General features: G+C 40.8%; 22 protein-coding genes and 3 tRNA genes. 17 read left to right on the plus strand and 8 right to left on the minus strand.

Annotated elements, in window-relative coordinates; all coding sequences use genetic code 11:
• Positions 1-2 precede the first annotated feature (2 nt).
• From OQ289_RS09340 to OQ289_RS09350, 3 genes are read left to right on the plus strand one after another with little or no spacing between them, the layout of a single operon-like run.
• Positions 3-1,214, plus strand: a complete 1,212-nt coding sequence (locus tag OQ289_RS09340) for a DUF4998 domain-containing protein (RefSeq protein ID WP_270090462.1) — start codon at positions 3-5, stop codon at positions 1,212-1,214.
• A gap of 11 nt (positions 1,215-1,225) precedes the next feature.
• Complete coding sequence (locus tag OQ289_RS09345; RefSeq protein ID WP_270090463.1) at positions 1,226-2,701, plus strand: exo-alpha-sialidase; 1,476 nt, start codon at positions 1,226-1,228, stop codon at positions 2,699-2,701.
• A 34-nt stretch (positions 2,702-2,735) separates the two neighbouring features.
• Positions 2,736-3,827 (plus strand): sialidase family protein, encoded by a 1,092-nt coding sequence (locus OQ289_RS09350; RefSeq protein WP_270090464.1) that lies wholly within the window; start codon positions 2,736-2,738, stop codon positions 3,825-3,827.
• 1,118 nt (positions 3,828-4,945) lie between these two features.
• Here OQ289_RS09350 and nhaA read toward each other — a convergent pair.
• Both nhaA and OQ289_RS09360 read right to left on the minus strand, forming a co-directional pair.
• A complete protein-coding gene (gene nhaA, locus OQ289_RS09355) occupies positions 4,946-6,124 on the minus strand; it encodes a Na+/H+ antiporter NhaA (protein WP_270090465.1) in 1,179 nt (392 codons plus the stop codon).
• Between the two features lie 113 nt (positions 6,125-6,237).
• Positions 6,238-7,584, minus strand: a complete 1,347-nt coding sequence (locus tag OQ289_RS09360) for a sulfatase-like hydrolase/transferase (RefSeq protein WP_270090466.1) — start codon at positions 7,582-7,584, stop codon at positions 6,238-6,240.
• Between the two features lie 182 nt (positions 7,585-7,766).
• Between OQ289_RS09360 and OQ289_RS09365 the strand changes: the two genes are divergently transcribed.
• Positions 7,767-7,925, plus strand: a complete 159-nt coding sequence (locus OQ289_RS09365; protein WP_270090467.1) for a hypothetical protein — start codon at positions 7,767-7,769, stop codon at positions 7,923-7,925.
• 147 nt (positions 7,926-8,072) lie between these two features.
• Positions 8,073-9,662, plus strand: coding sequence for a M60 family metallopeptidase (locus tag OQ289_RS09370; RefSeq protein WP_270090468.1), 1,590 nt, complete (start codon positions 8,073-8,075; stop codon positions 9,660-9,662).
• 516 nt (positions 9,663-10,178) lie between these two features.
• On the opposite strand, the gene OQ289_RS09375 is transcribed toward OQ289_RS09370, so the two are convergent.
• A tRNA-Arg gene (locus OQ289_RS09375) sits at positions 10,179-10,252 on the minus strand.
• 214 nt (positions 10,253-10,466) lie between these two features.
• On the opposite strand from OQ289_RS09375, the gene OQ289_RS09380 reads away from it, so the two are divergent.
• The 3 genes from OQ289_RS09380 to OQ289_RS09390 all read left to right on the plus strand — a co-directional run bounded on the left by OQ289_RS09380 (position 10,467) and on the right by OQ289_RS09390 (position 12,059).
• Positions 10,467-10,994 carry a YceI family protein gene (locus OQ289_RS09380; RefSeq protein ID WP_033564573.1) on the plus strand — a complete coding sequence of 176 codons (528 nt, stop codon included), beginning with the start codon at positions 10,467-10,469 and terminating at the stop codon, positions 10,992-10,994.
• A 91-nt stretch (positions 10,995-11,085) separates the two neighbouring features.
• Positions 11,086-11,170: transfer RNA gene (locus tag OQ289_RS09385), tRNA-Ser, on the plus strand.
• A 301-nt stretch (positions 11,171-11,471) separates the two neighbouring features.
• Positions 11,472-12,059 carry a relaxase/mobilization nuclease domain-containing protein gene (locus tag OQ289_RS09390; protein ID WP_270090469.1) on the plus strand — a complete coding sequence of 196 codons (588 nt, stop codon included), beginning with the start codon at positions 11,472-11,474 and terminating at the stop codon, positions 12,057-12,059.
• On the opposite strand, the gene OQ289_RS09395 is transcribed toward OQ289_RS09390, so the two are convergent.
• On the minus strand, positions 12,016-14,274 hold the full coding sequence (locus tag OQ289_RS09395; RefSeq protein ID WP_270090470.1) for an excinuclease ABC subunit UvrA: 2,259 nt from the start codon (positions 14,272-14,274) through the stop codon (positions 12,016-12,018). The genes OQ289_RS09390 and OQ289_RS09395 overlap by 44 nt on opposite strands.
• Before the next feature lie 47 nt (positions 14,275-14,321).
• Between OQ289_RS09395 and OQ289_RS09400 the strand changes: the two genes are divergently transcribed.
• The 4 genes from OQ289_RS09400 to OQ289_RS09415 all read left to right on the plus strand — a co-directional run bounded on the left by OQ289_RS09400 (position 14,322) and on the right by OQ289_RS09415 (position 17,689).
• Entirely contained in the window at positions 14,322-14,744 is a 423-nt protein-coding gene (locus OQ289_RS09400; RefSeq protein ID WP_270090472.1) for a MarR family winged helix-turn-helix transcriptional regulator, read from the plus strand.
• A gap of 270 nt (positions 14,745-15,014) precedes the next feature.
• Complete coding sequence (locus OQ289_RS09405) at positions 15,015-15,659, plus strand: DNA alkylation repair protein (RefSeq protein WP_270090473.1); 645 nt, start codon at positions 15,015-15,017, stop codon at positions 15,657-15,659.
• A gap of 389 nt (positions 15,660-16,048) precedes the next feature.
• Entirely contained in the window at positions 16,049-16,543 is a 495-nt protein-coding gene (locus OQ289_RS09410) for a hypothetical protein (protein ID WP_270090474.1), read from the plus strand.
• 204 nt (positions 16,544-16,747) lie between these two features.
• Positions 16,748-17,689 (plus strand): polysaccharide deacetylase family protein, encoded by a 942-nt coding sequence (locus tag OQ289_RS09415; protein ID WP_270090475.1) that lies wholly within the window; start codon positions 16,748-16,750, stop codon positions 17,687-17,689.
• 70 nt (positions 17,690-17,759) lie between these two features.
• On the opposite strand, the gene OQ289_RS09420 is transcribed toward OQ289_RS09415, so the two are convergent.
• Positions 17,760-18,338, minus strand: a complete 579-nt coding sequence (locus OQ289_RS09420) for a PhnA domain-containing protein (RefSeq protein ID WP_270090476.1) — start codon at positions 18,336-18,338, stop codon at positions 17,760-17,762.
• 231 nt (positions 18,339-18,569) lie between these two features.
• Here OQ289_RS09420 and ypfJ point away from each other — a divergent pair, with 231 nt between their 5' ends.
• The gene (gene ypfJ, locus OQ289_RS09425) at positions 18,570-19,439 is read left to right on the plus strand and encodes a KPN_02809 family neutral zinc metallopeptidase (RefSeq protein WP_270090478.1); all 870 of its coding nucleotides are present in this window, start codon (positions 18,570-18,572) and stop codon (positions 19,437-19,439) included.
• A 13-nt stretch (positions 19,440-19,452) separates the two neighbouring features.
• On the opposite strand, the gene OQ289_RS09430 is transcribed toward ypfJ, so the two are convergent.
• A complete protein-coding gene (locus tag OQ289_RS09430; RefSeq protein WP_270090479.1) occupies positions 19,453-20,430 on the minus strand; it encodes an acyl transferase in 978 nt (325 codons plus the stop codon).
• Between the two features lie 233 nt (positions 20,431-20,663).
• Between OQ289_RS09430 and OQ289_RS09435 the strand changes: the two genes are divergently transcribed.
• From OQ289_RS09435 to OQ289_RS09450, 4 genes are all read left to right on the plus strand, one after another.
• Positions 20,664-21,998 carry a cytochrome ubiquinol oxidase subunit I gene (locus tag OQ289_RS09435; RefSeq protein ID WP_270090480.1) on the plus strand — a complete coding sequence of 445 codons (1,335 nt, stop codon included), beginning with the start codon at positions 20,664-20,666 and terminating at the stop codon, positions 21,996-21,998.
• Positions 21,999-22,002: 4 nt separating this feature from the next.
• Complete coding sequence (locus OQ289_RS09440; RefSeq protein WP_270090481.1) at positions 22,003-23,025, plus strand: cytochrome d ubiquinol oxidase subunit II; 1,023 nt, start codon at positions 22,003-22,005, stop codon at positions 23,023-23,025.
• A gap of 26 nt (positions 23,026-23,051) precedes the next feature.
• Positions 23,052-24,218: a serine hydrolase domain-containing protein gene (locus tag OQ289_RS09445; protein WP_270090482.1), complete on the plus strand. Its 1,167-nt coding sequence runs from the start codon at positions 23,052-23,054 to the stop codon at positions 24,216-24,218.
• Positions 24,219-24,417: 199 nt separating this feature from the next.
• Complete coding sequence (locus OQ289_RS09450) at positions 24,418-24,684, plus strand: hypothetical protein (protein ID WP_270090483.1); 267 nt, start codon at positions 24,418-24,420, stop codon at positions 24,682-24,684.
• Positions 24,685-24,809: 125 nt separating this feature from the next.
• On the opposite strand, the gene OQ289_RS09455 is transcribed toward OQ289_RS09450, so the two are convergent.
• A tRNA-Pro gene (locus OQ289_RS09455) sits at positions 24,810-24,886 on the minus strand.
• A 248-nt stretch (positions 24,887-25,134) separates the two neighbouring features.
• The gene (gene fabG / locus OQ289_RS09460; RefSeq protein WP_270090484.1) at positions 25,135-25,878 is read right to left on the minus strand and encodes a 3-oxoacyl-[acyl-carrier-protein] reductase; all 744 of its coding nucleotides are present in this window, start codon (positions 25,876-25,878) and stop codon (positions 25,135-25,137) included.
• Between the last annotated feature and the right edge of the window lie 68 nt (positions 25,879-25,946).

Raw genomic sequence — 25,946 nt, forward strand, 5'->3', positions numbered from 1 at the left:
TTATGAAGTCATTATATAAATTTTCCTACATATCAATCTTGATTTTAATGGGGGGAATAGGTTTAGGAGCGTGCTCTAAGATGAATGATCTACATGATGTTTATCTAAAAAAAGGCGAACAAATATACGTTGGACAACCAGATTCCGTAAAAGCTTATTCTGGCGATGGAAGAGTACTGATTAAATATTGGAACTCAGACCCGAAATCGAAAAAAATCACGATTTATTGGAATACTCGGCATGATTCCGTTTTGTTGGATATCCCAGCAAAGGACAGGAAGGATGCAGTAGAGGTGTGGATTGACAACCTGGAGGAAAAGAATTATTCGTTTGAACTAATCACCATGAATGCAAATTTTCAGCACCGTTCGATACCTTTGGAAATCAACACCAAGATTTTTGGAGTTAATTTTCAAGAGTCAATCCAGAATCGGAAGCTGAATTATTTGATTCGGGAAGCGATGGATGCACCTTTGCAAATCGGTTGGTTCGGTGCTGTTGAAAATAGTATCGGTCTGAACTTGGTTTATACCAATACCGCAAATCGTCTCGTGGATACTATCGTCGCTGCAGACCAATCTTTAACGGAATTAAAAGACTATAAAAATAATCTCAAATATAGAACCATTTTTATACCGAATGAAAATGTGGTGGACAGTTTTTATACCGAATTTAAAGATATTTCGCCTCAGGTCGAATCTCCGATATCAAAAAGCAGTTTTTCCAAATGGAATCCGAACGGGATTCCTTATGGGGATGCTGGGGCGACCTATGATATTACTAAACTATGGAATGGTCACCCAGATCAATTTTTTGTGTTCCCGATGCCGGCAGGTTTGCCGCATAGCTTTACCTTTGATATAGGCGTGGAGAAAAAACTCTCTCGAATTAGGCATTGGCAAAGGTTGACAACCTCCGTCGTTTATGCACAACAGAATTCTAGAAGATTTGAGATTTGGGGTAGTGCCTCTCCGGAGGTCACAGCAGATTTTAGCGGCTGGATTCGTCTGGGAACATTTGAGGTAATTAAACCTTCGGGATCGGGTTCAGTCTCCGCTGCAGATTTAGCCTATGCTAGCAAAGGAGAGGATTTTAAACTAGATCCGAATGCGCCTCCAGTTAGATACATCCGTTATGTGGTCTTATCAACCTGGAATGCGAACCCAACACACGGTGCGGTGGGAGAAGTGACTTTCTTTCAATTTGAACAATAAATCTAAAAATAATGAGATCTAATCTAATCAAAGCTGGTTTGTTGACCATTGGACTAGTATGTTCGATGACCAATCAAGCGTGCAGTAAAAAAATAAATCAGGTTATTACGGAAAATAATCAAGCAAAAGTGACAAGTCTATTACCCAACAGGGGGTACCCAGGACAAACCATGACAATTGTAGGGACATCTTTTGGAAGCGACGCTGAAAAAGTCAAGGTGGATTTTGGTGGAATAGTACTCAAACCTACTTCGGTGACAGATAAAGCAATTCAAGTGCTTATCCCAGAATTCAAAGGTCAATCTGACTTGGAGGTTTTGGTTTCAATCGATGGGAAACCATTGAACAAACAAAAATTTGAATACAAAGAGCGTGAAGGGGTTAGTCCATCGAGTGGAGGAACAAGGGTGACGAACTCCGGGCATCTAGTATCTAGTGAGATGTCAGAAATTCGGAAAGTCAGAGGTTATGGTCCCTTTGTTGCTCTAAAAGATGGTGGTATTTTCACGGTGCCTGAAGGGAGTGTTGATGCTTATATTAGTAGAGATGAGGGAGTTAATTGGGTCGGTGTGCCCGTGCTTTCAGCTGAGAGTTTTTCAATGTGGACCCCTACGGTCACCGTTGCCTTGGATGGAACCATCGTGGTTGCGTTCAGTAATGGAAAGGAATTGAAACCCTTGAAATGGAATAAAACGACCCATTCCTATGATCCGAACGCCGCCCTGCCGACTTATACCGTCAGGAGTACCGATGGAGGCAGAACATGGGAAAAGCCAGTTAAATTGCATTCGGAATGGACAGGAATGATTCGCGATATCGTTACCCTGAAAAATGGAGCAATTGTTGTCTCTACTATGAAAATGCTCAATAATCCAGGTCGACACACGGTTTTGACTTATACTTCCAAAGATCAAGGGAAAACCTGGGCTGCTAGTAATATCCTGGATCAATCAGGAGCCGCAGGGGATCATGCCGGATATATGGAGGCCACCCTTAAGGAATTGAAAGATGGACGCTTGTGGATGCTAATCCGTACCAATTTTGATTATTTGTATGAAACGTTTTCCTCGGATGATGGTAAAACATGGTCTGATCCTCAAAAAACATCTATTGAAGCGAGCTCATCACCTCCTGCGTTCAAAAGATTGGCCAGTGGTCGTTTAGTGCTGGTTTGGAATAGATTGTATCCTGAAGGTAAGACAGACTATTTTAGATTAGGTGGAGATTCCAACTTAGTGGAGAGGCCTACCATCTGGCATAGGGATGAATTATCGATTATGTTCTCAGATGATGAGGGAAAAACTTGGTCAAGGCCGAAAGTCATTGCAAAAAATCACTTACATGCTCCGTCAACTCTTGCAAATGCTTGGGACAGCACAAAATGGTTATCCTATCCACATTTATTTGAGTTAAAGCCAGGTGTTATTTGGTTAACAACAGGCCACGGTGGTCTAAAAATTGAGTTTAATGAAAATGATTACTTGTAAAATTTTAAATGTCAAAATATTGAAAGATTTAAATATGAAAACAAAAAAAATAAATTTATTGCTATTACTTTTTCTTTTTGGAGCCTTTCAAGCTCATGGACAGGAAATATCAAAAGAGACTTTGGTCTTAAAGTTAGCACCTTCTGCAGGAAATCCTCGAAACAGTGAAGGAGACTTCGTTCAACTGAAAAATGGAAATATTCTATTTGTTTACAGTCGATATTTTGGAACCTCAGATAGTGATCATGGAACAGCAGTTTTAGCCGCTAGATACTCGGACAATCAAGGAAAGACTTGGTCCAAGGAAGATCGGACAATTGTGAAGCAGGATGGAAAGATGAATGTGATGTCAGTTTCATTATTGAGATTAAGAGACAAGCGAATTGCCTTATTTTATTTAAGAAAGAATTCGGTGACAGATTGTATACCTATGGTTCGTTATTCTAGTGATGAGGGAGAGACTTGGTCAGAAGCTATACAAGTGGTTCAAGATAAGGCTGGTTATTTTGTCTTAAATAATAATCGGGTTATCCAGTTAAAGAATGGCCGCTTAATTATGGCGGTTGCTTTGCACCATACACCGAATGGCGTTTGGCAAGGCAAGGCAGATTTATATGCATATTATTCTGATGATAGTGGACAGACTTGGAAATCTAGCAAACAGGTTCCGAATGCTACCGATATTATCACCCAGGAACCTGGATTAGTAGAATTAAATGGGGATAGGTTAATGATGTTTATCCGAGCAAGCGGGGGGAAGCAACAGCTTTCTTATTCTGAAGATAAAGGGATGACATGGTCGGCTATTGAAGCGAGCAGTATAGTCTCACCTTTATCGCCTGCCAGTATTGCTAGAATTCCAAAAACTGGAGATTTACTATTGGTATGGAACAATAGTACAAAAGGGAGGACCCCGTTGACATCAGCCATTTCAAAAGATGAGGGAAAAACATGGGAGAACATCAAGGTGATAGAATCCGATCCGGATGGATGGTATTGTTATATCGCTATTCACTTTTTGAAGAAAAATGTTTTGCTAAGTTATTGTGCGGGTAGTCAGAAAGACAACAGTTACTTAAATATTACCGATGTAAGAAACATTGATTTGAAATGGTTTTACAAATAGTAAATGAGTAAAAGTATTCGACCAAACCTAATTATTTATTGAGTGGAAGCCTGGAGATGTGCGGTTAATTGTTCTTGGAATCTATACTGGTATTATTCATGTTTTTTCCTCCAAACCAATTGCCGACCATCTTCATCCTCGCAATTAAACTTTACACATTTCAAGATTAAACTATAGCATTCTTTTATGATAAGCCTAGATACTTAATTACCTATCTTGATTTTGGTTTCTTTTGATTAACACTTTGCTCTGTGTATACAAAAGTCATTGTGCGGAATACAAAATATTAGGTTAATAAATACTGTGTGCTAGGTGAATATTATTATTTCTTCAAAGCATCAGCAAATTCCCGTGAAGCCGGAGGCTGGAATAGCCTAAATGTTTTCATGCTCATAAATACGTCTTTGATTGCTGCCGGACTGATAATCCATTCTTGATCAAAAGTATTAGCATGTACTTAGCTTCAAATATATTGTATGTAAGCGTCCCATAATCTAGTTTACTATATCGATTTTGGTCATAGATAAGATTTTTCGAATATAGCTCTATCGTAAGACCTAATCCTGCAGAGGAAGTCCAAGCATTCAACAAGATTTATCCCATTTTTTAATGTGGAATACTTAATGGGATTACTACAAATAAGAAATATTTCATTAAGCTCTTCTTGTGATCAAGTCAAGTATTAAACCAGCCTTTACATAGCCTTACCTTAGCCAATTGCTATGTAAAGGCTGTACTAAGGCTAGTTTAAAAGTTGCTTAAGGTAGAAGTTGTGCCTAATTAAATGTTGATTTGTTTTAGATTAAAAATCTAATGATTTGAAGCTGTGATAATTCTAAATGATGGATTTAATGGCCCTCTTCGAGATAAATTCGACAGCGCATTTTTGAAGGCTTACAAGTGGTCAGGTGTTCGTTAGTGTAAAGTACTAAAGGCTTATGTGGTGGGGTCATCACATAATGGGCCATATGGAAACAATTTTGTGTGCTTGACGTTAAGCACACAAAAAGGGATGGAAGCTTAGAATCTGTGAACCTCACTCTAGATTTGATTAAGGTGAGGCTCACAACGTATGAAATTATCATGCAACCTCTCTGTATCCTATAGAATAAGGTATGCTAGTTGTTGATTTTTTGCTTTTTGCTTGCTGTAGATAGTAATATATATCCCATCAATCCGGAAAGTAAGGAGCCAATCAGTACGGCAAACTTTGCTTCTTCAATCATCAATTCGTTGTCAAAAGAGAGGATGGAAATAAAGATAGACATGGTAAATCCTATCCCAGCGAGGAGTCCCACACCTACTATGTGTGACCAATTTGCTCCTTCAGGGAGTGTGCTTATTTTCAATTTAGTAGAAATGAAGCAAGTGGTCAAAATACCTAGACTCTTGCCGACGATAAGCCCAGCAATAATACCAATTCCAAGGGTCGAGGTCAGTCCGGCAATCATATCTTGATGTATGGTGATATTGGTATTGGCCAATGCAAATAAGGGAATAATTAGAAAATTGACAGGTCTAGTTAAGGCATGTTCCAATTTTTCAAGTGGTGATTCCTTTGCATCGGGAGTGGTAGGAAGGGTCATCGCCACCAATACACCAGCGATAGTGGCATGTATGCCGGAGTGGTGAATGAAATACCAGATAAAAACACCAGGTATCAGATAGGCCCAGATGTTTTTGACCCCAAGTTTGTTAAGCGCCAATAAGGCTAAGAAAATACCTAAGGCGTACATCAAATAGGTGAAGTGTAAATCACCAGAATAGAAAATGGCAATTACTAAGATGGCCAATAGATCATCCACAATGGCTAGTGCCGCGAGGAAAATCTTTAAGCTCGCAGGGACTTTGTTGCCCAACATGGTGATTACCGCCAACGCAAATGCAATATCGGTGGCCATTGGGATACCCCAACCATGATGGCTATCGGTACCTTGGTTGATGACGGCATAAATCGCAGCAGGTAGAATTGCGCCACCTATAGCAGCGAGGATGGGTAATAAGGCTTTTTTTGGAGAGGAGAGTTCGCCTTCGACCAGTTCTCTTTTGATTTCAAGACCTACTAATAGAAAGAAAATCGCCATGAGACCATCGTTAATCCAAAGCAAAATCGGATAGCGAAGTTGTATCGCCTCACTTTCATAGCCTATCTGGTGGTTGAGAAAGCCAGATAGATAGCCCGCAAGCGGTGAGTTAGCTACTAGGAGTGAAATGATGACACAGCTGAATAAGATAATCCCGCCAGCGGTACTCGACTTTAAAAATTGCTTAAAAACAGTTAGATTAATAAGATTCATACCTCAAATCTACGGTTTTCAGTTCAAACTTCCCTTCTAAATCTGGGCGAATCGCTCAGATTTAGAAGGGAAGTAAAATGTTGGTCAGAGGTTTTGAAAGGAAAAACTATTTTTTAGTTTTCGTAATTATCGTGTCGGGCGTCGAAGGCATCAAATAGTTTTTTGAGTTCGGATGCTATCTCTGGATACTCCTCAATGACGTTGGTTCGTTCACTTGGATCGTAGGCTACATTGAAGAGTTCTCGAGCTGCTTCATAGGACTTTCCAGAATTGTTATTAATACCAGCAGGTAATTCGCGATACTTCCAACTGTCTTTTCTGACAGCCTCCACTTTTCCGTGATTCACTAAATAAATGGGCCTATGATGGTAGGTCTTGGGGTCTACTTGGCCAGTTAGCAAGGTAGCGATAGATTGTCCATCCAATGTTCTTTTTGCAGGGAGCGTGGCCCCTGTCCATTCTGCCAAAGTCGGGAGCACGTCTACGTTGCTGATGGGTGTACGGATTACAGACGGTGCAAGGTGGCCTTTCCAATACATAATAAAAGGTACACGAACGCCTCCTTCATAGGTTTGTGCTTTGGAACCCCGGAACATGCCCGCTGTGCCCACATGCCAGTTTTTGGTAATACCATCCTGGCTCATGCGTACGGGGTACTCGATCCAAGGGCCATTGTCACTTGAGAATACAAAAATGGTATTATCAGCTAATCCTCTCTTTTCGAGGGCCTGCCACATAATCTGGAGCTGATGGTCGAGGTCTTCGAGGACAGCCCCCAATGGCCCTGCAAAATGCAGCTCTTTCATGCGGTTGGACACAGCAGCGGTACCAACAGGGAGGTGTGGCATGTTATGGGCATAGTAAAGAAAGAATGGCTTCTCTTGTTTCTGATCGGCGATAAAATGGAGGACTTCATCGGTATAGATGCGGCTCAATGTCGAATCGGGAGGACGGCTGACAACGGGAGTCTGATTCCTGAATATTTTGATGGTGGTGTCGGTCTTGACATATGGGTCACGATAGTCATGGCTGTACATCATGCCATAGAAATAATCGAATCCTTGTGCATTTGGGTGATATTCACGACGATCACCGAGGTGCCACTTACCTATCAATGCCGTTCGATATCCACGGTCTTTTAATATTTCGGCGAGGGTTACCTCTTGGGGTGGAAGTCCATTGCTGGCTCCAGGGCCAATGGGGTCAGGGAGGTTGTAGCGGGAGGCGTATCTCCCTGTTAATAAGGAGGCTCTCGAAGGGGTGCACGAAGGACTAGTGACGACATAGTCGGTAGCGCGGATGCCTTGGGCTGCCATACGGTCCAAGAATGGTGTTGAGATGCTGGGATTGCCGTAGCAGCTCAAATCTGAATAGCCGAGATCGTCTGTTAGGACAAAAATGATGTTAGGTGAATGCTGCGCGTGTCCCAAAGTGGCCATGAAGCAGCCTAGTATTATCATAATAGGTTTAAAGCTCATAGGTTTAAAATTAGTAATTTATTGTGGAACGGTATAAAGATATATCAATATACTGGGGTGCTGGGTAGTGTCATAATCATTTAATGTAAACTTAATCCGGTGAGACTACTTTCAAGGGATAGGCCGTCTTACCTTTATCGATATATTATGATAAAGGGAGGTTTATGAAATTACTGGAACATACACTGCGACTATTAGGAAGTTTTACAGATAATCAATCGACATCGGGTGTTTTTTTTGGCTCTCTGCATATGACATTGATATTGACTTTCTTGATACTATGTGCACTGGCATACCGAATCTTGATTTATTTAGCAGGGTAATTGTTGAAAAATTAGTCAACCGATTGCAATACGGTGCTATCGCTGTTTATCCAGAATAATGGTATTTATATCGCTACAATATTACATATCATCCAAAGGGATAATGGTTTATTGCATTATTTTAGAAGCAAAAACTTACTCATAATTATGAAAAAATCAATTTGCTTATTTCTTCTTATTGCTGGTGGGCTTTCGTTTTCGGGGGCACAGTCAGCACGTGAACTAAGGGAAACCTACCAGGAGCTTGATGTGTTTGAGGATGCCTTGGCTACCACATTAAAAAAAGGCATAAAAAAGAGCGACCTCACGAAAATAAAGAATGACAAGATACGTACTGTAGCCGAGCAATTGCTGAGGAACGAGTACAGTACGGAGTACCGAGTTGCGGAATACCCGGCAATATTGTCTCCTACTGTACTAGGCGAGCAGCTTTCTATTGGTGACGGATACAGTAAGTATGAAAATATTACAGGGGTGTATTTGCCGCTAGGGAAGCAGTTAGTACTGGTAGATGGTGCCGATAAAGATAAGGTTGTGAAATTGATGGTCCCAAATTGGGAGCGAAGGGCGCCCGAGGGCTTAGATCCAACGAAAGACCCAAAAGGTTGGGGTATAGAAAAGCAAGAGTTTGATTTGCGCAACGGTGTGAATCTCGTTGACGTGAAAAATTTTTCCGGCCTAGCATATATTGCTTATTTCTCAGATAGACCCGAAAACGAGGCGCCTATCAAGGTGCATTTCATGGGGGCGGCCGTAAATGGTTATTTTGATATTAAAAAGAATACAGATCAGGACTGGAACAAACTGGTAGATGAAGCTGTGTATCCTGTAATCGACGCCATAGGGGAGCATATACAGATTGCATATCCAGTGGAGGCAATTAAAAAGTACGCATATGGTAAAGGTGTGGAGCTGATCAGTAATTACGATTCTTTGGTCTATAGACAACATCGTATCCTAGGATTAATAAGGCACAATCGAGTGCCGAAAAATAAAATCCTATCGCGGGTCAACTACAATTATTATATGTTCAGGGATGGTGATGGGGTGGCCTACATGGGAGCAAAGCCGGGGTATGCCATGGCTATGGTGGTGGATCCGGCCAGCGTTATAAAAGGTGATCCCTGTTGGGGATTTAGCCATGAGGTAGGGCATGTGCACCAAACTCGGCCTTACTTGAGCTGGGGCGGCCTAGGTGAGGTGAGCAATAATATATTTTCATTGTATGTCACGACTTCCTTTGGAAACAAGAGTCGGCTGTCGGAGCAGAAAAACTATGAAAAAGCTCGTCAAAGCATCTATGGTAAAGGAATAAGCTATTTGCAGGATCCGGATGTCTTTAATCGATTAGTCCCATTTTGGCAACTGCAGCTTTATTTTTCTGGAAAAGGGCACAATCCAAACTTCTATCCTGATCTTTTTGAAAAATTTCGTCAACAAGCTGCTCAGGAAGCGGGACAGAATAGAAGAGCGCGTCGTGGTAATTATATGGATAGAGGACAGAATCCTGCGGTATACCAATTGAATTTTGTTAAAACGGTATGTGAAATAGGAAAAGTTGATTTGACGGAGTTCTTCGACAAATATGGATTCTTTTACGTTGGCACGTTGGAATACGACGACTATGGTAAGTTCAAATATGAAATGACGGAGGAGATGGTACTTGAATGTAAAACAGCTATCCGTCAGATGAATCTACCTAAACCAGCAAACGATTTGTCTTTATTGGAGGATTAATGGGTAATTTTTGCTTGAACAGTATAAATAGGTGATTATTTCTTTTTTTTTGATATAAATCTCGAATGTATAAGTGCATTCGAGATTTTTTTATAGAAATTAAATGATTTTTAAGGGGTTTGTGTATTTTTTTTATAATAAAAAAGACTCTCAAGCGGGGAGAATGAGAGCCTTTTAATAACCAATTATAAATTATGATTTGAGGAGCTGTAAATATAGTGATGAATTTTTTAAATACAAGTGTTTTTTGATTTATTTTTTGTTTTTTTTCTTGTTTTTTTTGATTTTACGTCTATTTGTTTTTGTTTTTTTATTAAAAAAATGTGATTTATGTATTATTTTGTGTTTTTTGTCTTATTTGTGTTTTTTTTATGAGTTTATATATTGATTTTATGATTTTTTACTTAGTTTTTTGATTTTGTATATGAAATTTTCGATTTTGAGAAAAAATAATCGGTTATATGTGGCATATGAACAAAAAACCCTACTTATTTTTGAAATAAGTAGGGTTTTAAGTACGCCCATCAGGATTCGAACCTGAGACCGTCGGTTTAGAAAACCGATGCTCTATCCAGCTGAGCTATGAGCGCATGCCTTTCGGTGATGCAAAAGTACTTAAATCCATTATACTTCCAAAAAAAAAGTAGTTTTTTTTAGAACACTTTGAGTAATTCATTGTTTGTCAAGTGTATTGATTTTAAGTCCTACGGGGCATAATTGGCGAATTAGAGAAGATATGACATAGAATAAACAAATATATATGTTATAACATGTATATTTGTATTGAAAATTAAATTAAAAAGTATGGCAACAACATGGAATTTGGACAAAGCTCATAGCGAGCTTGAATTTAAAGTAAAACACATGATGATCTCGAATGTGAGAGGTCTTTTTGAAAATTTTGATGTATCGATTGATGGGGGAGATAACGGTTTTGAAAATGCAACCGTATTAGCCTCGATCGAGACTAGTTCGATCAATACCAAAAACGGACAGCGTGATGAGCATTTGAAGAGCGCTGACTTTTTTGATGCAGCGACTTATCCCGAAATTAAGTTTGTGTCTACGAGCATTACGAAAAAATCTGAAGGGGAATATGACGTTATCGGTGATTTGACGATTAAGGACACAACGAAGTCGATTGCCTTGAATGTGGAGTATGGAGGTGATGCCGTAGATCCTTGGGGCAATAAAAAAGCTGGATTTACCTTTTCAGGAAAAATAAATAGAAGTGATTTTGGTTTGACTTGGAACGCAGCTCTGGAGACTGGCGGGGTCATGGTGAGTGAGGAGGTGAAATTGAGTGGAGATATTCAGTTTTCAAAAAGCTAATAATCAGCTCAGTTGCGTCCTGAGCTTGATTTATTGCGATAAAATGTGAAATTTTATTTGTGAGCATAGATAAAATTTGTACTTTTGTCGCGGAGAGCTGGCAGAGTGGTCGAATGCGGCGGTCTTGAAAACCGTTAACTGTCACAGGTTCGGGGGTTCGAATCCCTCGCTCTCCGCATCCTAACAAGGAGAAAGTATCAAAACCCTACAAATTTAACGATTTGTAGGGTTTTCTGTTTATAGACCAATCCCGTTTTTTCAATACTTCTCGATTTCAGCGAGACCCTAGCGAGACCCTAAAATTTAGTCATCTAGAGTCTCGCTAAAATGAACTTCAAGAATCAGCATCAAATGGTCAACACAAGACCATAAACTGAACATCTTGTCGATTCCTCAGGGCGGATTTTTCTAAACCCCTGTTTAGAGCAAGTTGTCTTTTGAGCTGCTCGGAATAAATCCGCACTTGCCAATATCCGAATGGAAAAGATGGTATGGCACATTTCATTGGACCCTGACCCAGAAGAAAAGATTAGCGATGAACAGTTTGTCGAAATGGCACAGAAACATATAGAGGATATGTACAACGGCAATCAACCGTGTGTCGTATTCAAACATGCGGACATTGATCGGACACATATACACATTGTTTCGACCTGCGTAGGCATTGACGGCAAGAAAATGCCCGATGGTTACGACTACCCATGCTCAATGGTGGTCTGTCGGGATTTGGACAAAGCAAACACCCCTTTTAAAGCATCATTTTTCAGGAAAAAAGCAAGGATTGCCCGACTGCAAAAATCTAGGGAAATTCAAAGAGAAGATGAAAACCAACCCGAGTCCAAGATATCGGTCGGCCCTGTTTCTAGTAGGAGCACGATAGACAACCAAGCGACTAAAGATTTTTTTGAATTTATTTCAACGGAACATTTATCCAGTTCTGAGTTGGGAATGTTCAGCCTGTTGCCCCCAAGTATAAGGCGAGGATTACGAGGAAGAACAAAAATAGGAGGTTGTAAAATAGCTAATCTCCCTTACACAGATGTTGCCTTAGATATTCTGCGGTAATTGAAACATTATCTTCCAATAAGTCACAAACCGTTCCGGTAAACAATACATTTCCGCCGTATTTACCTGCACCAGGCCCAACATCTATTATCCAATCCGCTTGTGCAATCACATCAAGATTATGTTCTATGACAATTAAAGTATTATTATTTTCAACTAAATTATTTATAAAATCCAATAGTTTTTCAGTATCGCTTGGATGTAACCCCGTGCTTGGTTCGTCAAGGACAATTATTTTATTGGAGTGCTTCAATTCTCTTGTCAATTTAAGGCGTTGTCTTTCCCCTCCCGAAAAACTGTCTAACCGTTGTCCCAAGGTAAGATAGCCTAAACCCAATTTGAGCAACATATCAAAGGGTTTGTTATATAGGTTATCGGGAAAAAAACCAATAGCTTCTTCTACGGTCATATCCATTACATCTACAATATTTTTGCAGCCATAATGATACTTTAAGACCTTTGGCTGAAACCCACTGCCTCCGCAAACTTCGCAGGGTTGCTCTATATCATCCATAAATGCCAAATCAATTTTTTCAACGCCAATTCCTTTACAGTTTTTACAAGCCCCCTCACTATTTCTACTAAAAAGTTTATCGGACACGTTGTTTGCCATCGAAAACCGTTTTCTTATGTCATCCGACAAGTTTAGATACGTAATCAGATTGGAGCGTATGCTCACGGCCGATAAAGACTGGTCAATAATGGTTATATCCTTATAGAATTTAGGCAGCACCTTGTTAATCAATGTACTCTTGCCCGACCCAGCAACCCCTGTAACTATGGTCATTACGTTTTTGGGAATTTTCACATTGACATCTTTAAGATTATACAGATTAGCGTTTTCAATTTCTAAATATCCTTTTGCACTTCTTGGTTCTTTGCTTATAGTAGGTGTTTTTGCGAAGTATAAACCTGTTTTCCCTTTTGATTTTTTTAATCCATCAAATATACCTTGATAGACAATTTCCCCACCTTTCTTTCCTGATAGTGGCCCCATATCAATGACCCAATCGGCAATTTTAATCAAATCGGGGTCGTGTTCAACAATTAATACGGTATTTCCCTTATCCCTTATTTGTTGAATGATTGAAGAAATATTTTGTAAATCCTTTGGATGAAGTCCGATACTCGGCTCATCAAAAATATAGAGCAAATCTGTTAGGTTGTTCCCTAGGCTTCTTACCATTTTTATTCTTTGACTTTCTCCCCCCGACAGGGTGTCAGTTCTTCTGTCCAATGTCAGATATTGTAACCCTATGTTTACGATACTTTGAAGTTTTTTTTTGAGTTCAGCAAGGATTACATCAGAAGTTTTGGATTGTAGAGAACTAACAAAGTCTAAAAGTTCTTCTATTGAAAGTGCTGTGCAATCAGCAATACTTTTACCGCCTATTTTGCAGGACAAAATATTTTCACTCAATCTTTTTCCATTACATACTGGACAGGGGCTTGTTGCAATAATATTTTTTAAAGCCTCTTTACGGATAGTGTTCTCCTTTGATTGTTTCTTTAGAAATGCTTTCTCAATTCGAGGGATTATACCTTCATATTTTACAGTCTTCCCCCAGTCTTTATCGGGATTCTTCGGTTTGTGTTCTGAAGCATTCAAAAGCAAATCCCATTCATCGGCGGTATAATCTCCTAACTTTTTATCATTGTCAAAGTAGCCGGACATCGTATATCTCAATAAACGGTAACCACCGGATTGGAAAGTCGGAAATATAATTGCACCCTCATTCAAAGACCGTTGTTTGTCTATAAGGGTGTCAACTTTAACCGTCTGCACAAAACCAAGCCCCTCACATTTTTTGCACATTCCCAAAGGATTGTTGAAAGAAAATGTATTGGAATATCCCACAAATGGCTTACCCATTCGGGAAAAAAGCAATCTTAAAGAAGCGTACACATCGGTTACTGTTCCAACGGTTGACCTTGCATTTCCTCCCAATCTTTTTTGGTTTATAATGACTGGAACATTCAGATTATTGATTTTATCCACATCCGTCACGCCTATGTGTTGCAGACGGTTTCTGATAAAACTGCTTTGCGTTTCATTGAATTGCCTCTGAGCTTCAGCTCCTATCGTTTCAAAAACTAAAGACGATTTTCCTGAACCGGAAACACCAGTAAATACAGTAATTTGATTTTTTGGTATCTGTACAGAAATATTCTTTAGATTATTTTGTCTTGCATTCTCTATAATAATATTAGCCATATTCATTAACTTTGGTAATATTTAACAAAGTTAACTAATTTTGAAGCATGAACAAAAGCGAACAAAAATTCTATAATTTATTTACGGAGTTACAGTGCTTTATATTGACGAATATGAGCAAGGGAGAGGTTAACGGGGTTACCGCTACCCACTACAATATTATTGAATACATTTATCGACACGATAAATGTACCGGAAAACAGGTCGCAAAGGCTTTTAACATCAGTCCCCCTGCAATTTCAAGACAACTTAAATTCTTGATTGAAAATAATCTCATAGCACATGAGCAATCTTCAGTAGACCGTAGAATTTTCAATTTAAGTGCGACGGATAATGGAAAATTCATTGTTGATAATTCCGAAAATTTTAGAGAACGTGTTGCAAAAAGAGTTTCTAAAACCTTGACGAAAGATGATTTAAAAAATCTAACTGAATTGCTTCATAAGGTGTTGGCAGAGATAACGCGATAGAATGAAATCTTTATGCAAGAATTTTACAACGAAAGGCTGAACAAATTGGAAACGGTAATCTACGGTTTGGAGATTGAGACAAACTAGTAGAAATGGCATCTTCATTAAGTCATATTATCTTAGAACTAGTCAGGAGTAGGAAAAGCTATATTTGGATTTAGTGATACCTTTTATATATCTTCAAAAATCAGTTGAAATATTTGTCTAATTTTGTGTTGTTGTAAAAATAAGGTGAGCAAAAAATCCGTGAATTTTTAATCTAAGACAACTGTGGAATTATCATTGAGAGCAAAAGATATAATAGCACAAATAAACGAAGGGACGACCAAGCTGGGTGACTTACGGAAGGTTGCGAATGACATAAAAAAAGATCACGAATTAGCGCTGGAGCTTTGGTCAACGGGGCAATTTTTACCCAGGCAGTTGGCAATTTTGATTATGGACAGCAAACAACTTTCGCAACAACTCATCGATAAATTAGATTGCAATATTGAGCAACATGATGAAAATGAGCGACTTAAATTAGCGGATTGGTTAATGGCAAACCAACTTTCCAAAGACAAAAGGACTATTTCGTTAATGGAAACATGGGAGGATAGTCAATCGTCATTGCAGAGACGGATTTTTTGGTATTATCAAGCTCGTCTACGGTGGGTTGGACAAACGCCGCCACCCAACAGCGAAGAATTGCTTTTCAAAATCGAAACACGTATCGGAAAGGAAGTGCCGGAAGTACAATGGGCAATGAATTTTACAGCAGCTCAAATCGGAGTTTATGAGGAAAAATATCGTTCGAGGTGCATTGCTCTTGGTGAACGTACAGGGTTATATAAGGATGAAATAGTCGCTAAAAATTGTACTCCTAGCTATTTGCCGAAATTTATAGCTATACAAGTGAATAAGTTGAATAGATAAAAAAGAGTACAACGTGGTCGTACTCCGTTGTCTTGTGACATTGTAGACTTATTCTATCCACCTATTTGTAATTCGGTATTTTCCTTTTCTAACGTAATATTTCGTTTAACGGTCGCCATGGCACCAAGCATTTGAGGGTTTACATACGATCACGATGTTACGAAATCAGTATCGTGCAACTCAGGCTCTTTTTCTCCCATAATATCCCGCCATTCGCTTAGGTCGTAGGGATGCAGATTGTGGGTTAAATACTTATTGAATAGAGAAAAAAATAAAAGGCAGATTGTCAATGTATTATCATTTATCTTCCGTAGTCGGTTAAGCCTTTTGCTCCATAAGGAAGTCATACCACCAAGAACACTATTAAAAAAAGAAATTGGGAGGGTACTATGAAAAAATTACTTTACATCACGATGCTTCTTGGGGGAATGTTATACCTTAATCCGACGAGAGCGCAAGTAAGTGTTAACATCAATATTGGGAGTCAACCGTTATGGGGGCCAGTGGGGTATGATTATGCCCGGTTCTACTACATGCCGGAGATGGACGTGTACTACGATGTGGTCCATCGTCGCTATACATACTACCATGGTCGGAAATGGGTGACAAGAGCGAGTTTGCCTAGTCGATACAGGCACTATGATATGTACCGAACCTACAAAGTGGTCATCAATGATAGAGATCCTTGGCACAGGCATTCACATTATCATAAACAATATCACCGTCACCGGTCGAATTATTCTCAAGTGGTCTTGAGGGATGGCAGAGGTCGATATGATAGGGACGACAAGCATTATAAAAAGGGGCGCGACGGCTACCATAAGCATGATCGGCGAGATAAAGGTCATAAGCATCGTGGCAGACACGGAAGGGATGATGATTGATGCTTAGTTTTTTTTGTGTAGAGGAGGAGCTATAAAGCTCCTCTTTTTTTGAGCTAGACATAGCGTTATGTATGAGATGAATTGGTGGAATTTGTATGATTTTTGTTCTCTGAAATTTTTTTTCTTGTGAATGGTATAAGACGTGTTTAATATGTTACTTTTGCAAAAGTTTTAATAGAGCTCAATACAAAAAAATAATTCATCATGCGATTTTTTGGAAATGTAGGGTTGGGATTGGCATTGTCGGTGCTGATTTTCGGTACTCAATCCTGTGGTAATGATCAAACGTCTTCAAAGCGAACTACTGAAATACAAGATACCTCTATCAAGATCGATCGTGGTGTGAAGGTAAAAGAGAATGAAGAGCCTGCACGGAAGGATACGGCGGTGATGAAAGACACAGTGGTGCAGCACGTTGAAAAGCCAGCTCCAAAGGAGAGCAAAGCACAGCGAGATTCTATCAATACGCGCTTGGATAGCCTCCCTAAGCATATCTATTTAACATTTGACGATGGACCTTTGATTGGAAGTTCGGCAATAGACTCGATAGCCAAAGCGAAGAATATAAAAATAAACGTTTTCTTGATTGGCAAGCATGCCAATATGAGCAAGCGCCTAAAAAAGGATTACCTCCGGTATTACAACAACCCGTTGGTTGACGCTTACAATCACAGTTACACGCATGCGAACAACAAATTCAACGTGTTCTATAGTAATCCAGATCATGCCTTTTCTGATTTTGAAAAAAATGAACAGGATTTGGCACTTAAATACAAAATCGTGCGTCTTCCTGGGCGGAATATTTGGTACTTCAATGACAGAAGACGGGTGGATTTGCAGAGCGGTGCTAGTACGGCGGATTTGTTATTTGCCAATGGCTACAAAGTAATGGGATGGGATGTAGAGTGGAAAATACATGGCCTTACGGGACAACCTGTGCAGTCGGTCAACGAAATCTATCAACGGATGAAGAATAGGTTGCGGAAAAAGGATTCATTCACGGCAAACAATGTTGTACTGTTGATGCATGATGATATGTTCCAAAATAAAAAGGGGCAGAAGCTGCTGTCTGATCTCATTGATAGTCTACAGGCACATTCAAACTATCACTTTGAACACATGCGCGATTATCCCGTAAAATATTAAAGTGATATCCAACACAAAAAAGCCGTTCCCAAATAGGAACGGCTTTTTTGTGTTGGATAGATGGGTTTCGTTAGCCTTTACGAAGATATTTTGTGAGAATGACAATGGTCTGCCCTTCCACTTTACCTTCTATTTGATCGGTATTATCGTGTACTAATTTGATGTTCTTGACAACGGTTCCCAACTTGGCGCTCAAAGTTGAGCCTTTAACGTCCAATGTCTTGGTCAGCACGACTGTGTCGCCTTCATACAACCTGGTGCCGTTGGAGTCCTGATGGAACTGCACTAGGGCATCCATTTCATGGTCTCCGGTTTTCTTGGCCCACTCCAACGTGTCGTCATCCAAGTAGAGAATATCTAGATTGTCAGCAGCCCAACCTTCATTGCGGAGTCTGCTTAACATCCGCCATGCCATGACCTGTACGGGGATATGTTCCGACCACATGGTTTCGGATAAAATCTTCCAATGATCGGCATCGATTTGTTCGGTTTTCTCGATTTGAGCTAGGCAGGTATTGCATACCAAGATGCTGTTCTCCAAATTGGCGTTGGAGGTTGGCGGAACTTCATAAACATTTAGATTCTCCGTAAGATTGCATAATTCACACTTGTTACCCGATCTTTCGATAAGTTGTTGTTGTAAGCTCATTTTTATCTGTTTTTTCTCTTCGTTATTGTTGGCTACCAGGATTGCTGTAAGCAGAACTCCCCTTAAAAATAGGGAGTAGTGTTGTCCTCATGTAGTCCATTTCTAGTCTATAGGCCCTAAAATTAACCAATTTTAGGAGATTAGCGAATTTAATTCCTAGATAAGGGATTGGAGATGATATAAGTGGCAGAGATTTTGTAATATTGGTATAACTTTTAATCCTGACTAATTATGAAATGGCAAGGCGGTCGTCAAAGTGACAATTTCGAAGACAAAAGAGGTATGTCCGGCGGACAGAAATTTACTTTAGGTGGCATCGGTGGTGTCATTGTATTGATTATTGGTTTTATGCTAGGCGGTGACCCCGCACAATTGTTGCAGCAGGTACAGGATGCAAATATAGGGGGGACCCAAATGCAACAGGGAGAAATCGAACTTTCACCTGAAGAAGCGAAATTGACAGATTTTTCTAAGACGGTATTGGCTAGCACAGAGGATGTTTGGAACAAAGTGTTTGCGGACAATGGGCTGACCTATCAGGTGGCGGTACTAACGGTGTATCGCGGTGGGGTAGAAACACAAGGCTGTGGTATAGGTAAAGCTGCCTATGGTCCATTCTATTGCCCGGGCGACCAGAAAGTCTATTTGGATTTGAGTTTTAATGATGAATTGCAGCAAAAATTTGGGGCAAAGGGCGAATTTGCCTTGGCATATGTAATCGCCCATGAGGTGGGACATCATATCCAGAATCTATTAGGGACACTTGGTAAAACGAATCGTTTGCGTGAGCAAATGAGCGAAAAAGAGTATAATAAAATCAGCATCATGACTGAATTGCAAGCGGATTTTTATGCGGGAGTATGGGCACATCATGTAAATGCACTTTCGGATGTCAAGATTGACTATGACGATATTTTAGACGGTATGCGGGCGGCAGAAGCGGTGGGTGATGACAAGCTTCAAGAACAAGCGCAGGGATATGCAGTACCTGAATCTTTTACGCATGGCACCTCAGAGCAGCGTGCCAAATGGTTTAAAAAGGGATATGAAACAGGTGATATGAAAGCGGGTGATACCTTTTCCGACAGTAGTCTGCGCTAGATAGCTTCCGTATTTATTGTACCAATAGATTACATCCGCGAATGTCGCTTTGGTCGAATCGGCCTAGGACTTCAAATGATCCATCCGGGTATATTTTCCCTAAATCCTGTGTAGCAATGAAGGAACAGGAATAGATATTGGCCAGGTCGATAACGTTGATGGCCCCGGTCTTGGCATCTGTCAAAAGAGAAAGTGGATCATTGGTATCCCTGACAAGTATCTTTAACCAGTTGGGACATTTAAATATTCCATTGCCTGTGGAATATCCTTGTGAAAGTAATTCGGTCATACCATATTCGGAATGAATGCTAGGCACATGGAAGGCTTTACACAATATTTCATGCACTTCCTCTCTTATCATATCTTTACGTTTACCTTTCATACCTCCTGTTTCCATAATAATCAAGGAAGGAAAATCGACTTTATATTGTTCGGCAAAGTCCAGTAGCGCATAGGTAACGCCAAAGAGTACGGTTTTTGTTTTTTCGGCACTCAGTTTTGCTAAGGTATTTGCCAGGTCCTGATGGTTATATAAAAAATAGCCGGACGCTGGTTGGCGGCTCTGCTTAATCAAGTCATCGACCATATAGATGAGCGAAGAGCCAGATCGCTCTAAATAGGATGGGAGTAAGGCGAGTATTGCGATATCTGCTGGATTGCCGTAGAAAGCTTCAAAGGCCTTTCTGAATGATGTCTCGTAGATGGCAATGTTTGCAACTTCATGTTTGCTGGTGATCATCCCTGTAGTGCCCGAACTAGAGAATGTCACTTGAGGGACACGACCAGATGCAAAGATGCGCTGGGATTTGAAGAGTTCAATAGGAAGGAAGGGAATCTGGGTGTAGTGTTTCACATGTTGAGGATCCACACCTATATATTGAACATAATATCGATAGATTTCGCAATTCGTAATCTGGTAGTGAAAGGTCTGTAAACAGCAATCATTGAATTCAATATCGTCCTGTATGTTAAATATAGCGTGTGTATCCATGTGTATATCTGAATGACAAAATTAGACAAACTTTCGTTTTTCTGAAAGTGTATATGTTTAAATGCAATCGAGTACTTTAAACAAGCTCGATTGGTGGTGGAGCAAACATGGTGCAGGCAGACTGGAAGGGGGGGAGGAGAAGCCGTCTAGTTTTGTGAATTGTTTGAAATATATTCCTTTAATCGGAAATACCTTCGTACTTTTAGGGTGAAGTACTCATTAATCTCTCTACTATGGATGACTTTATTGCTGCTCGCTCGCAGATGGCCATGTCCCTAGGCTTTCACATTATCTTTGCTTGTGTTGGTATGGTGATGCCTTTTTTTATGTCTATTGCCCATTATATTTATTTGAAAACCGGAAATGAAATCTATAAAGGGCTTACAAAGGCCTGGAGTAGGGGCGTTGCTATCCTGTTTGCTACGGGGGCGGTATCGGGTACGATGTTGTCTTTTGAGCTTGGTTTGTTATGGCCGGGATTCATGAAGCATGCTGGTCCTATTTTTGGAATGCCATTCTCTTTGGAGGGAACGGCATTTTTCATAGAGGCTATTGCATTAGGGTTCTTCTTATATGGATGGGATCGATTCCATAAATGGTTTCACTGGGGGACTGGATTGGTGGTGGGAGTCAGTGGGATTGCTTCGGGGATACTGGTGGTCGCTGCCAATGCTTGGATGAACAGTCCGTCCGGATTTGACTATGTGAATGGCGAGTATCTGAATATCGACCCTATAGCGGCGATGTTCAACGACGCTTGGTTTTCCCAGGCGCTGCACATGACATTGGCGGCTTTTGTTTCAACGGGATTTGCGGTTGCAGGTGTGCATGCACTAATGATTATTAAAGGTAAGAACGTGGCTTTTCATAAGGCAGCCTTCAAGATAGCGGCAATAGCCGCGTGTATCTCGGCATTGTTGCAACCGATTAGTGGAGATATCTCTGCCAAAGACGTTGGCAAACGTCAGCCTGCTAAGCTTGCGGCTATGGAGGCGCACTTTGATACAGAGGCAAATGCTGCTTTTTTGATAGGTGGGATACCCGATGAAGAGACGGGAACGGTTAAGTACGGCCTGAAGGTTCCCGGTGTTCTTAATTTCTTGGTACATGGAGACTTGACGACTCCTGTGACTGGGCTTCATGATATTCCGAGGGATGAATGGCCTCCAGTGGCTATTACACACTATGCCTTTCAGATTATGATTGGATTGGGTATGCTGTTAATGGGCCTTTCTATCGTCTATTTTATAGCCCTGTTCAAAAAGAAATCCTGGTTGGAGAGTCGCTGGCTGATGCGTCTTTTTGTCATCGCCATACCGATGGGCTATATCGCCCTCGAGGCAGGATGGATAGTCACAGAAGTCGGTCGTCAGCCCTGGATTATCTACGGGATCATGCGTACCATTGATGCGGTGACTCCTATGCCCGGAATCGTGTACTCGTTTTATGTATTTACGGGGGTATTTATCTCGCTATCCCTAGCTGTGGTTTACTTATTGTATCGTCAAATTACGATGGTAGGCCATCTTTATGATCCAACGGACCCTCATTTCAAACTTAAAAAGTAAGACTATGTTATATGTTGTTATTGCGTATCTATGGGCTGCAATCTGCTTGTACCTCATTCTGGGAGGTGCAGATTTTGGTGCCGGTATTGTCGAGCTTGTGACCAAACGATCTGCACGTCCACGTGTTAGGAGCATCATGTATAAAGCGATAGGACCTGTGTGGGAGGCCAACCACATGTGGTTGATCATTGCTATCGTTATTCTTTTTGTTGGTTTTCCAGAAATATATACGACTATGTCAACGTATATGCACCTTCCTCTACTAATGATGTTGATGGGAATTATTGCTAGAGGTACGGCTTTTGCTTTTCGTAATTATGATGCCGTGGATGATGCGATGCAAGGTGTTTATTTTCGAATATTTACTGTATCGAGCTTGATTACACCGTTCTTTCTAGGTATTATCGCAGCAGCTACGGTATCGGGACGTATTGACGTCGAAGCTGCTGATTTCTATACCGCCTATGTGGGCAGTTGGTTTAACTGGTTTGGGGTGGCTGTCGGATTTTTTACGGTAGCGATATGTGGCTATTTGGCTTCCATATTTGCAATCGGGCAGATTGCGAATATGGAAGAGCAAATCCTGATGGTGCGCTTGGCCAAGTTGTTTGTATTCGTAGTGATGGCCTGTGGTCTAAGTGTTTTTGTAGCCGCCCACTACTCGCATATCCCGTTACTGGATTGGGTACTCGGAGATATTTGGGGGCAGTTGGCCATTGTATTGGCATCACTTTCGGTGATTTGGCTGTTTGTGGCGTTTAAAAAGAAATCGATTGCCGCCATGCGGATACTTGCTGGATTTCAGGTGGTCATGATCCTATTTGCGGCGACATATCAACATTACCCCGATTTGATATTGTTGAAGAATGGGGCCCATTTGTCGCTCATCGATCATTCTGGAGCCGAAGCTGCCATCAATTCGCTGGGCTGGGCACTGTTGATCGGTAGTGTTTTTATACTTCCAACACTTTTTTATTTGATTTACTCCTTCAGTAGAAACAGGACATCCCTTTCGGATGCTTCCTGATATACGGATTAATATTTACATAGAAGATGTCACAAATTCAACCGGTCAATAGGTATCTGTTTATACTAGTAAAAAGTATATGTGCAATGGTGGTGATGGGGATGATTTCGGGCCAGGCTTTTAGTCAGGAGGGAACGACGGCATTAAAATCCTTTGTCGCTGCTGAATATCCAGATAAAAATGGTCCTGGGGTGGCCGTGCTAGTAGCAACGGGACAGACTGTGGGCCACTATGCCAATAGTGGTCTGGCGGATCTCGAACGAAAGACTTCTATTTCATCGCAATCTCAATTTAGGATGGCGTCAGTTAGTAAACAATTCACTGCTCGTGCCATCTTTCAATTGATGGAGGAAGGGAAGCTATCGTCCATCACAGCGATTGGCGATCTCTTTGATGGTCTGCCAAAGGCAATCCAACGCATTACGGTGGGACAATTGCTACAGCATACTTCTGGAATATGGGACTATGAAACCCTAATGCCAAAAGGTCAATCCGAACAGCTGCTGGACAGTGATATCTTGGCTATCATCAGAGGAAAGGAGGAGACTTATTTTAGACCTGGACAGCAATTTCGATATAGCAATACGGGATATTGTTTATTAGCGCTGATTGTAGAGCGTATTGCAGGACAATCTTATCCGACCTATGTCGAACAATCTATGTTTAAGCGAGCGGGACTGGTCAACGCATGTGTCTTTGCCCCTAAGCGAGTTATCCCGAATCGAGTATTTGGATATCATCCTCGTGAGGGCAAATATGTATTTGCCGATCAAAGCCTCACCAGTGCGACTAAAGGGGATGGCGGGGTTTACATATCTACGGAAGAATTTGCGAAATGGTTGGATTCGTGTGTGATAGCATCCTCAAAGAATAAATCTTACCTAGATGCCATTTTGGCTAACAAAGTATGGGTGAGGGATGGAATATACTACAGTATGGGATGGTTTTTGAGTTGGGATAGTGTGGGAGGGATGTGCCTTTTTCATTCGGGAGAGACTACAGGCTTTCGCAATATCGTGTACGTGGTGCCTGAAGCTAAAATCAAATTGCTGGTATTCAGCAATAGAGATGACGAGCAGATAGGAGCATTTTTTGAAAAACTTATGGCCACTGAACAAATTACAGTAGGGAAATCATTGTCGCCATATAGCCATTTGTTCGAATGGTTGAGCCATGTATACTCGGGAGATTAAATAACCTCACATGGGGCTGTCAGGGAGACTTAGGTTATGCCTGGAAGCACACATTTGGTAGAAGAGAGGAGGGGAAAAGTCTGAAATGCATGCAGGTCAGCACATTGAAAAGGAGTTGGCTTGTGAGATTGATGAGGAAAATATGGATGCGAAATAGAGCGATGAAAAAAATAAATGAGGATTTGAATATATTAGCGACATGAAGACAAAAATAGAACGAATACATGTATTATTGACTGTTCCAAGATCAATCGTGGATGCGGCGGAATATCCATATTTTCATGAGCGTGGGCTTTCAATGGAGGATTCCGTGAAAGAACAGGAAGTGAAGAATGGTATCGATGCCAGCTTTGATGGGTTTGAAATATTGAGTGCCACCGAACAACTTGAACATGTTGCGCCAATACCGGATGAAGATACCGTTACTGCAAAACTGTATTATTATGTGACAACAGTACAAAAATAGAGCTGGACCGTCTGAATATGTAGGCTGGAGATGAGTTGAAAAAGAATTTTTATGGGGTTAATTGAATCCTTTTTGTTGCCGTTGTGAACATAAAATGGATACAATCAATACGGTGTGGGTTTAAATGGTCGGGATGGCCGGATTTGAACCGACGACCTCCAGCACCCCATGCTGGCGCGATACCGGGCTACGCTACATCCCGAAGAGGAAGTACAAATAAAGGAAAGCTTCTACAGAAAAGCAAATTTATATGAAAAATGTTGTAGTCCGCATATTTGTACAAGGTCGTGGTCGATTTTTTTGTGCAACTATCGCTTCTTAAAAAAATACGATAATGTGGTGTAAGCGATTGGAAATGGGGGGCAACTTGATAGCGATTTGGAAAAAAAGCAGGTCCTTATCTAGTAAAGAGGAGGACCTGCTTGTATACATAGTCGTCTGAGCGGCTGACTACAGCATTCCGCCGTCTACTGGTATTACTTGGCCAGTGATGTAAGCTGAAAGATCGGAAGCCAAGAAGAGACAAGCATTGGCAACGTCCTCTGCTTCTCCAGCACGCTTAAGAGGAATTCCAGCTTCCCAGCCTGCCACCACTTTAGGGTCTAAAACTTCTGTCATCTCGGTCCGAATGAAACCCGGAGCGACCACATTGGCTCTTATATTTCTGGAGCCTAATTCTTTTGCAACAGATTTTGAGAAGCCAATGATGCCCGATTTGGAAGCTGCATAATTGGCTTGGCCAGCATTACCTTGTACGCCCACTACAGATGACATATTGATAAAGGATCCCTTGCGGTTTTTCATCATTATTTTGGAGGCCGCTTTGGTAACGTTGAATACAGATTTAAGGTTGACGTTGATAACATCGTCCCAATTCTCCTCAGTCATACGCATCAAAAGTCCGTCTTTGGTAATTCCCGCATTGTTGACCACAATATCAATAGTGCCGAAGTCATTAACAATATCATTGATCAGTTGTTCAGCTTCTGCAAATTTAGAAGCGTCGGAACGATAACCTTTTACAGTTGTGCCGAAAGCTTGTAGCTCTTGTTCAAGTGCTTGACCTTTCTCCACGGAAGATAGGTAGGTGAAAGCAACATTTGCACCATTTTGCGCAAATACTTCTGCTATTTTTCGTCCTATACCTTTGGATGCTCCCGTGACTAGAGCTGTTTTTCCTTCCAATAATTTCATCTATATTCTTTTAAAAGGGTTGACGAGACGGACCTTGACTTATTTCGGTCGGGCTCATATGTGATTTA

The organism is Sphingobacterium sp. SYP-B4668 (genome assembly GCF_027627455.1).
Taxonomy (GTDB): Bacteria; Bacteroidota; Bacteroidia; order Sphingobacteriales; family Sphingobacteriaceae; genus Sphingobacterium.

Excerpts from the sequence above, each read along its gene's own strand:
- OQ289_RS09350 (WP_270090464.1), top strand. The coding sequence starts at position 2,736 with ATGAAAACAAAAAAAATAAATTTATTGCTATTACTTTTTCTTTTTGGA.
- OQ289_RS09440 (WP_270090481.1), top strand. The coding sequence starts at position 22,003 with ATGTTATATGTTGTTATTGCGTATCTATGGGCTGCAATCTGCTTGTAC.
- OQ289_RS09420 (WP_270090476.1), bottom strand. The coding sequence starts at position 18,338 with ATGAGCTTACAACAACAACTTATCGAAAGATCGGGTAACAAGTGTGAA.
- OQ289_RS09360 (WP_270090466.1), bottom strand. The coding sequence starts at position 7,584 with ATGATAATACTAGGCTGCTTCATGGCCACTTTGGGACACGCGCAGCAT.
- fabG (WP_270090484.1), bottom strand. The coding sequence starts at position 25,878 with ATGAAATTATTGGAAGGAAAAACAGCTCTAGTCACGGGAGCATCCAAA.
- OQ289_RS09345 (WP_270090463.1), top strand. The coding sequence starts at position 1,226 with ATGAGATCTAATCTAATCAAAGCTGGTTTGTTGACCATTGGACTAGTA.
- ypfJ (WP_270090478.1), top strand. The coding sequence starts at position 18,570 with ATGAAATGGCAAGGCGGTCGTCAAAGTGACAATTTCGAAGACAAAAGA.
- OQ289_RS09450 (WP_270090483.1), top strand. The coding sequence starts at position 24,418 with ATGAAGACAAAAATAGAACGAATACATGTATTATTGACTGTTCCAAGA.
- OQ289_RS09395 (WP_270090470.1), bottom strand. The coding sequence starts at position 14,274 with ATGGCTAATATTATTATAGAGAATGCAAGACAAAATAATCTAAAGAAT.
- nhaA (WP_270090465.1), bottom strand. The coding sequence starts at position 6,124 with ATGAATCTTATTAATCTAACTGTTTTTAAGCAATTTTTAAAGTCGAGT.
- OQ289_RS09435 (WP_270090480.1), top strand. The coding sequence starts at position 20,664 with ATGGATGACTTTATTGCTGCTCGCTCGCAGATGGCCATGTCCCTAGGC.
- OQ289_RS09415 (WP_270090475.1), top strand. The coding sequence starts at position 16,748 with ATGCGATTTTTTGGAAATGTAGGGTTGGGATTGGCATTGTCGGTGCTG.
- OQ289_RS09340 (WP_270090462.1), top strand. The coding sequence starts at position 3 with ATGAAGTCATTATATAAATTTTCCTACATATCAATCTTGATTTTAATG.
- OQ289_RS09390 (WP_270090469.1), top strand. The coding sequence starts at position 11,472 with ATGGAAAAGATGGTATGGCACATTTCATTGGACCCTGACCCAGAAGAA.
- OQ289_RS09365 (WP_270090467.1), top strand. The coding sequence starts at position 7,767 with ATGAAATTACTGGAACATACACTGCGACTATTAGGAAGTTTTACAGAT.
- OQ289_RS09430 (WP_270090479.1), bottom strand. The coding sequence starts at position 20,430 with ATGGATACACACGCTATATTTAACATACAGGACGATATTGAATTCAAT.
- OQ289_RS09370 (WP_270090468.1), top strand. The coding sequence starts at position 8,073 with ATGAAAAAATCAATTTGCTTATTTCTTCTTATTGCTGGTGGGCTTTCG.
- OQ289_RS09400 (WP_270090472.1), top strand. The coding sequence starts at position 14,322 with ATGAACAAAAGCGAACAAAAATTCTATAATTTATTTACGGAGTTACAG.
- OQ289_RS09445 (WP_270090482.1), top strand. The coding sequence starts at position 23,052 with ATGTCACAAATTCAACCGGTCAATAGGTATCTGTTTATACTAGTAAAA.
- OQ289_RS09380 (WP_033564573.1), top strand. The coding sequence starts at position 10,467 with ATGGCAACAACATGGAATTTGGACAAAGCTCATAGCGAGCTTGAATTT.
- OQ289_RS09410 (WP_270090474.1), top strand. The coding sequence starts at position 16,049 with ATGAAAAAATTACTTTACATCACGATGCTTCTTGGGGGAATGTTATAC.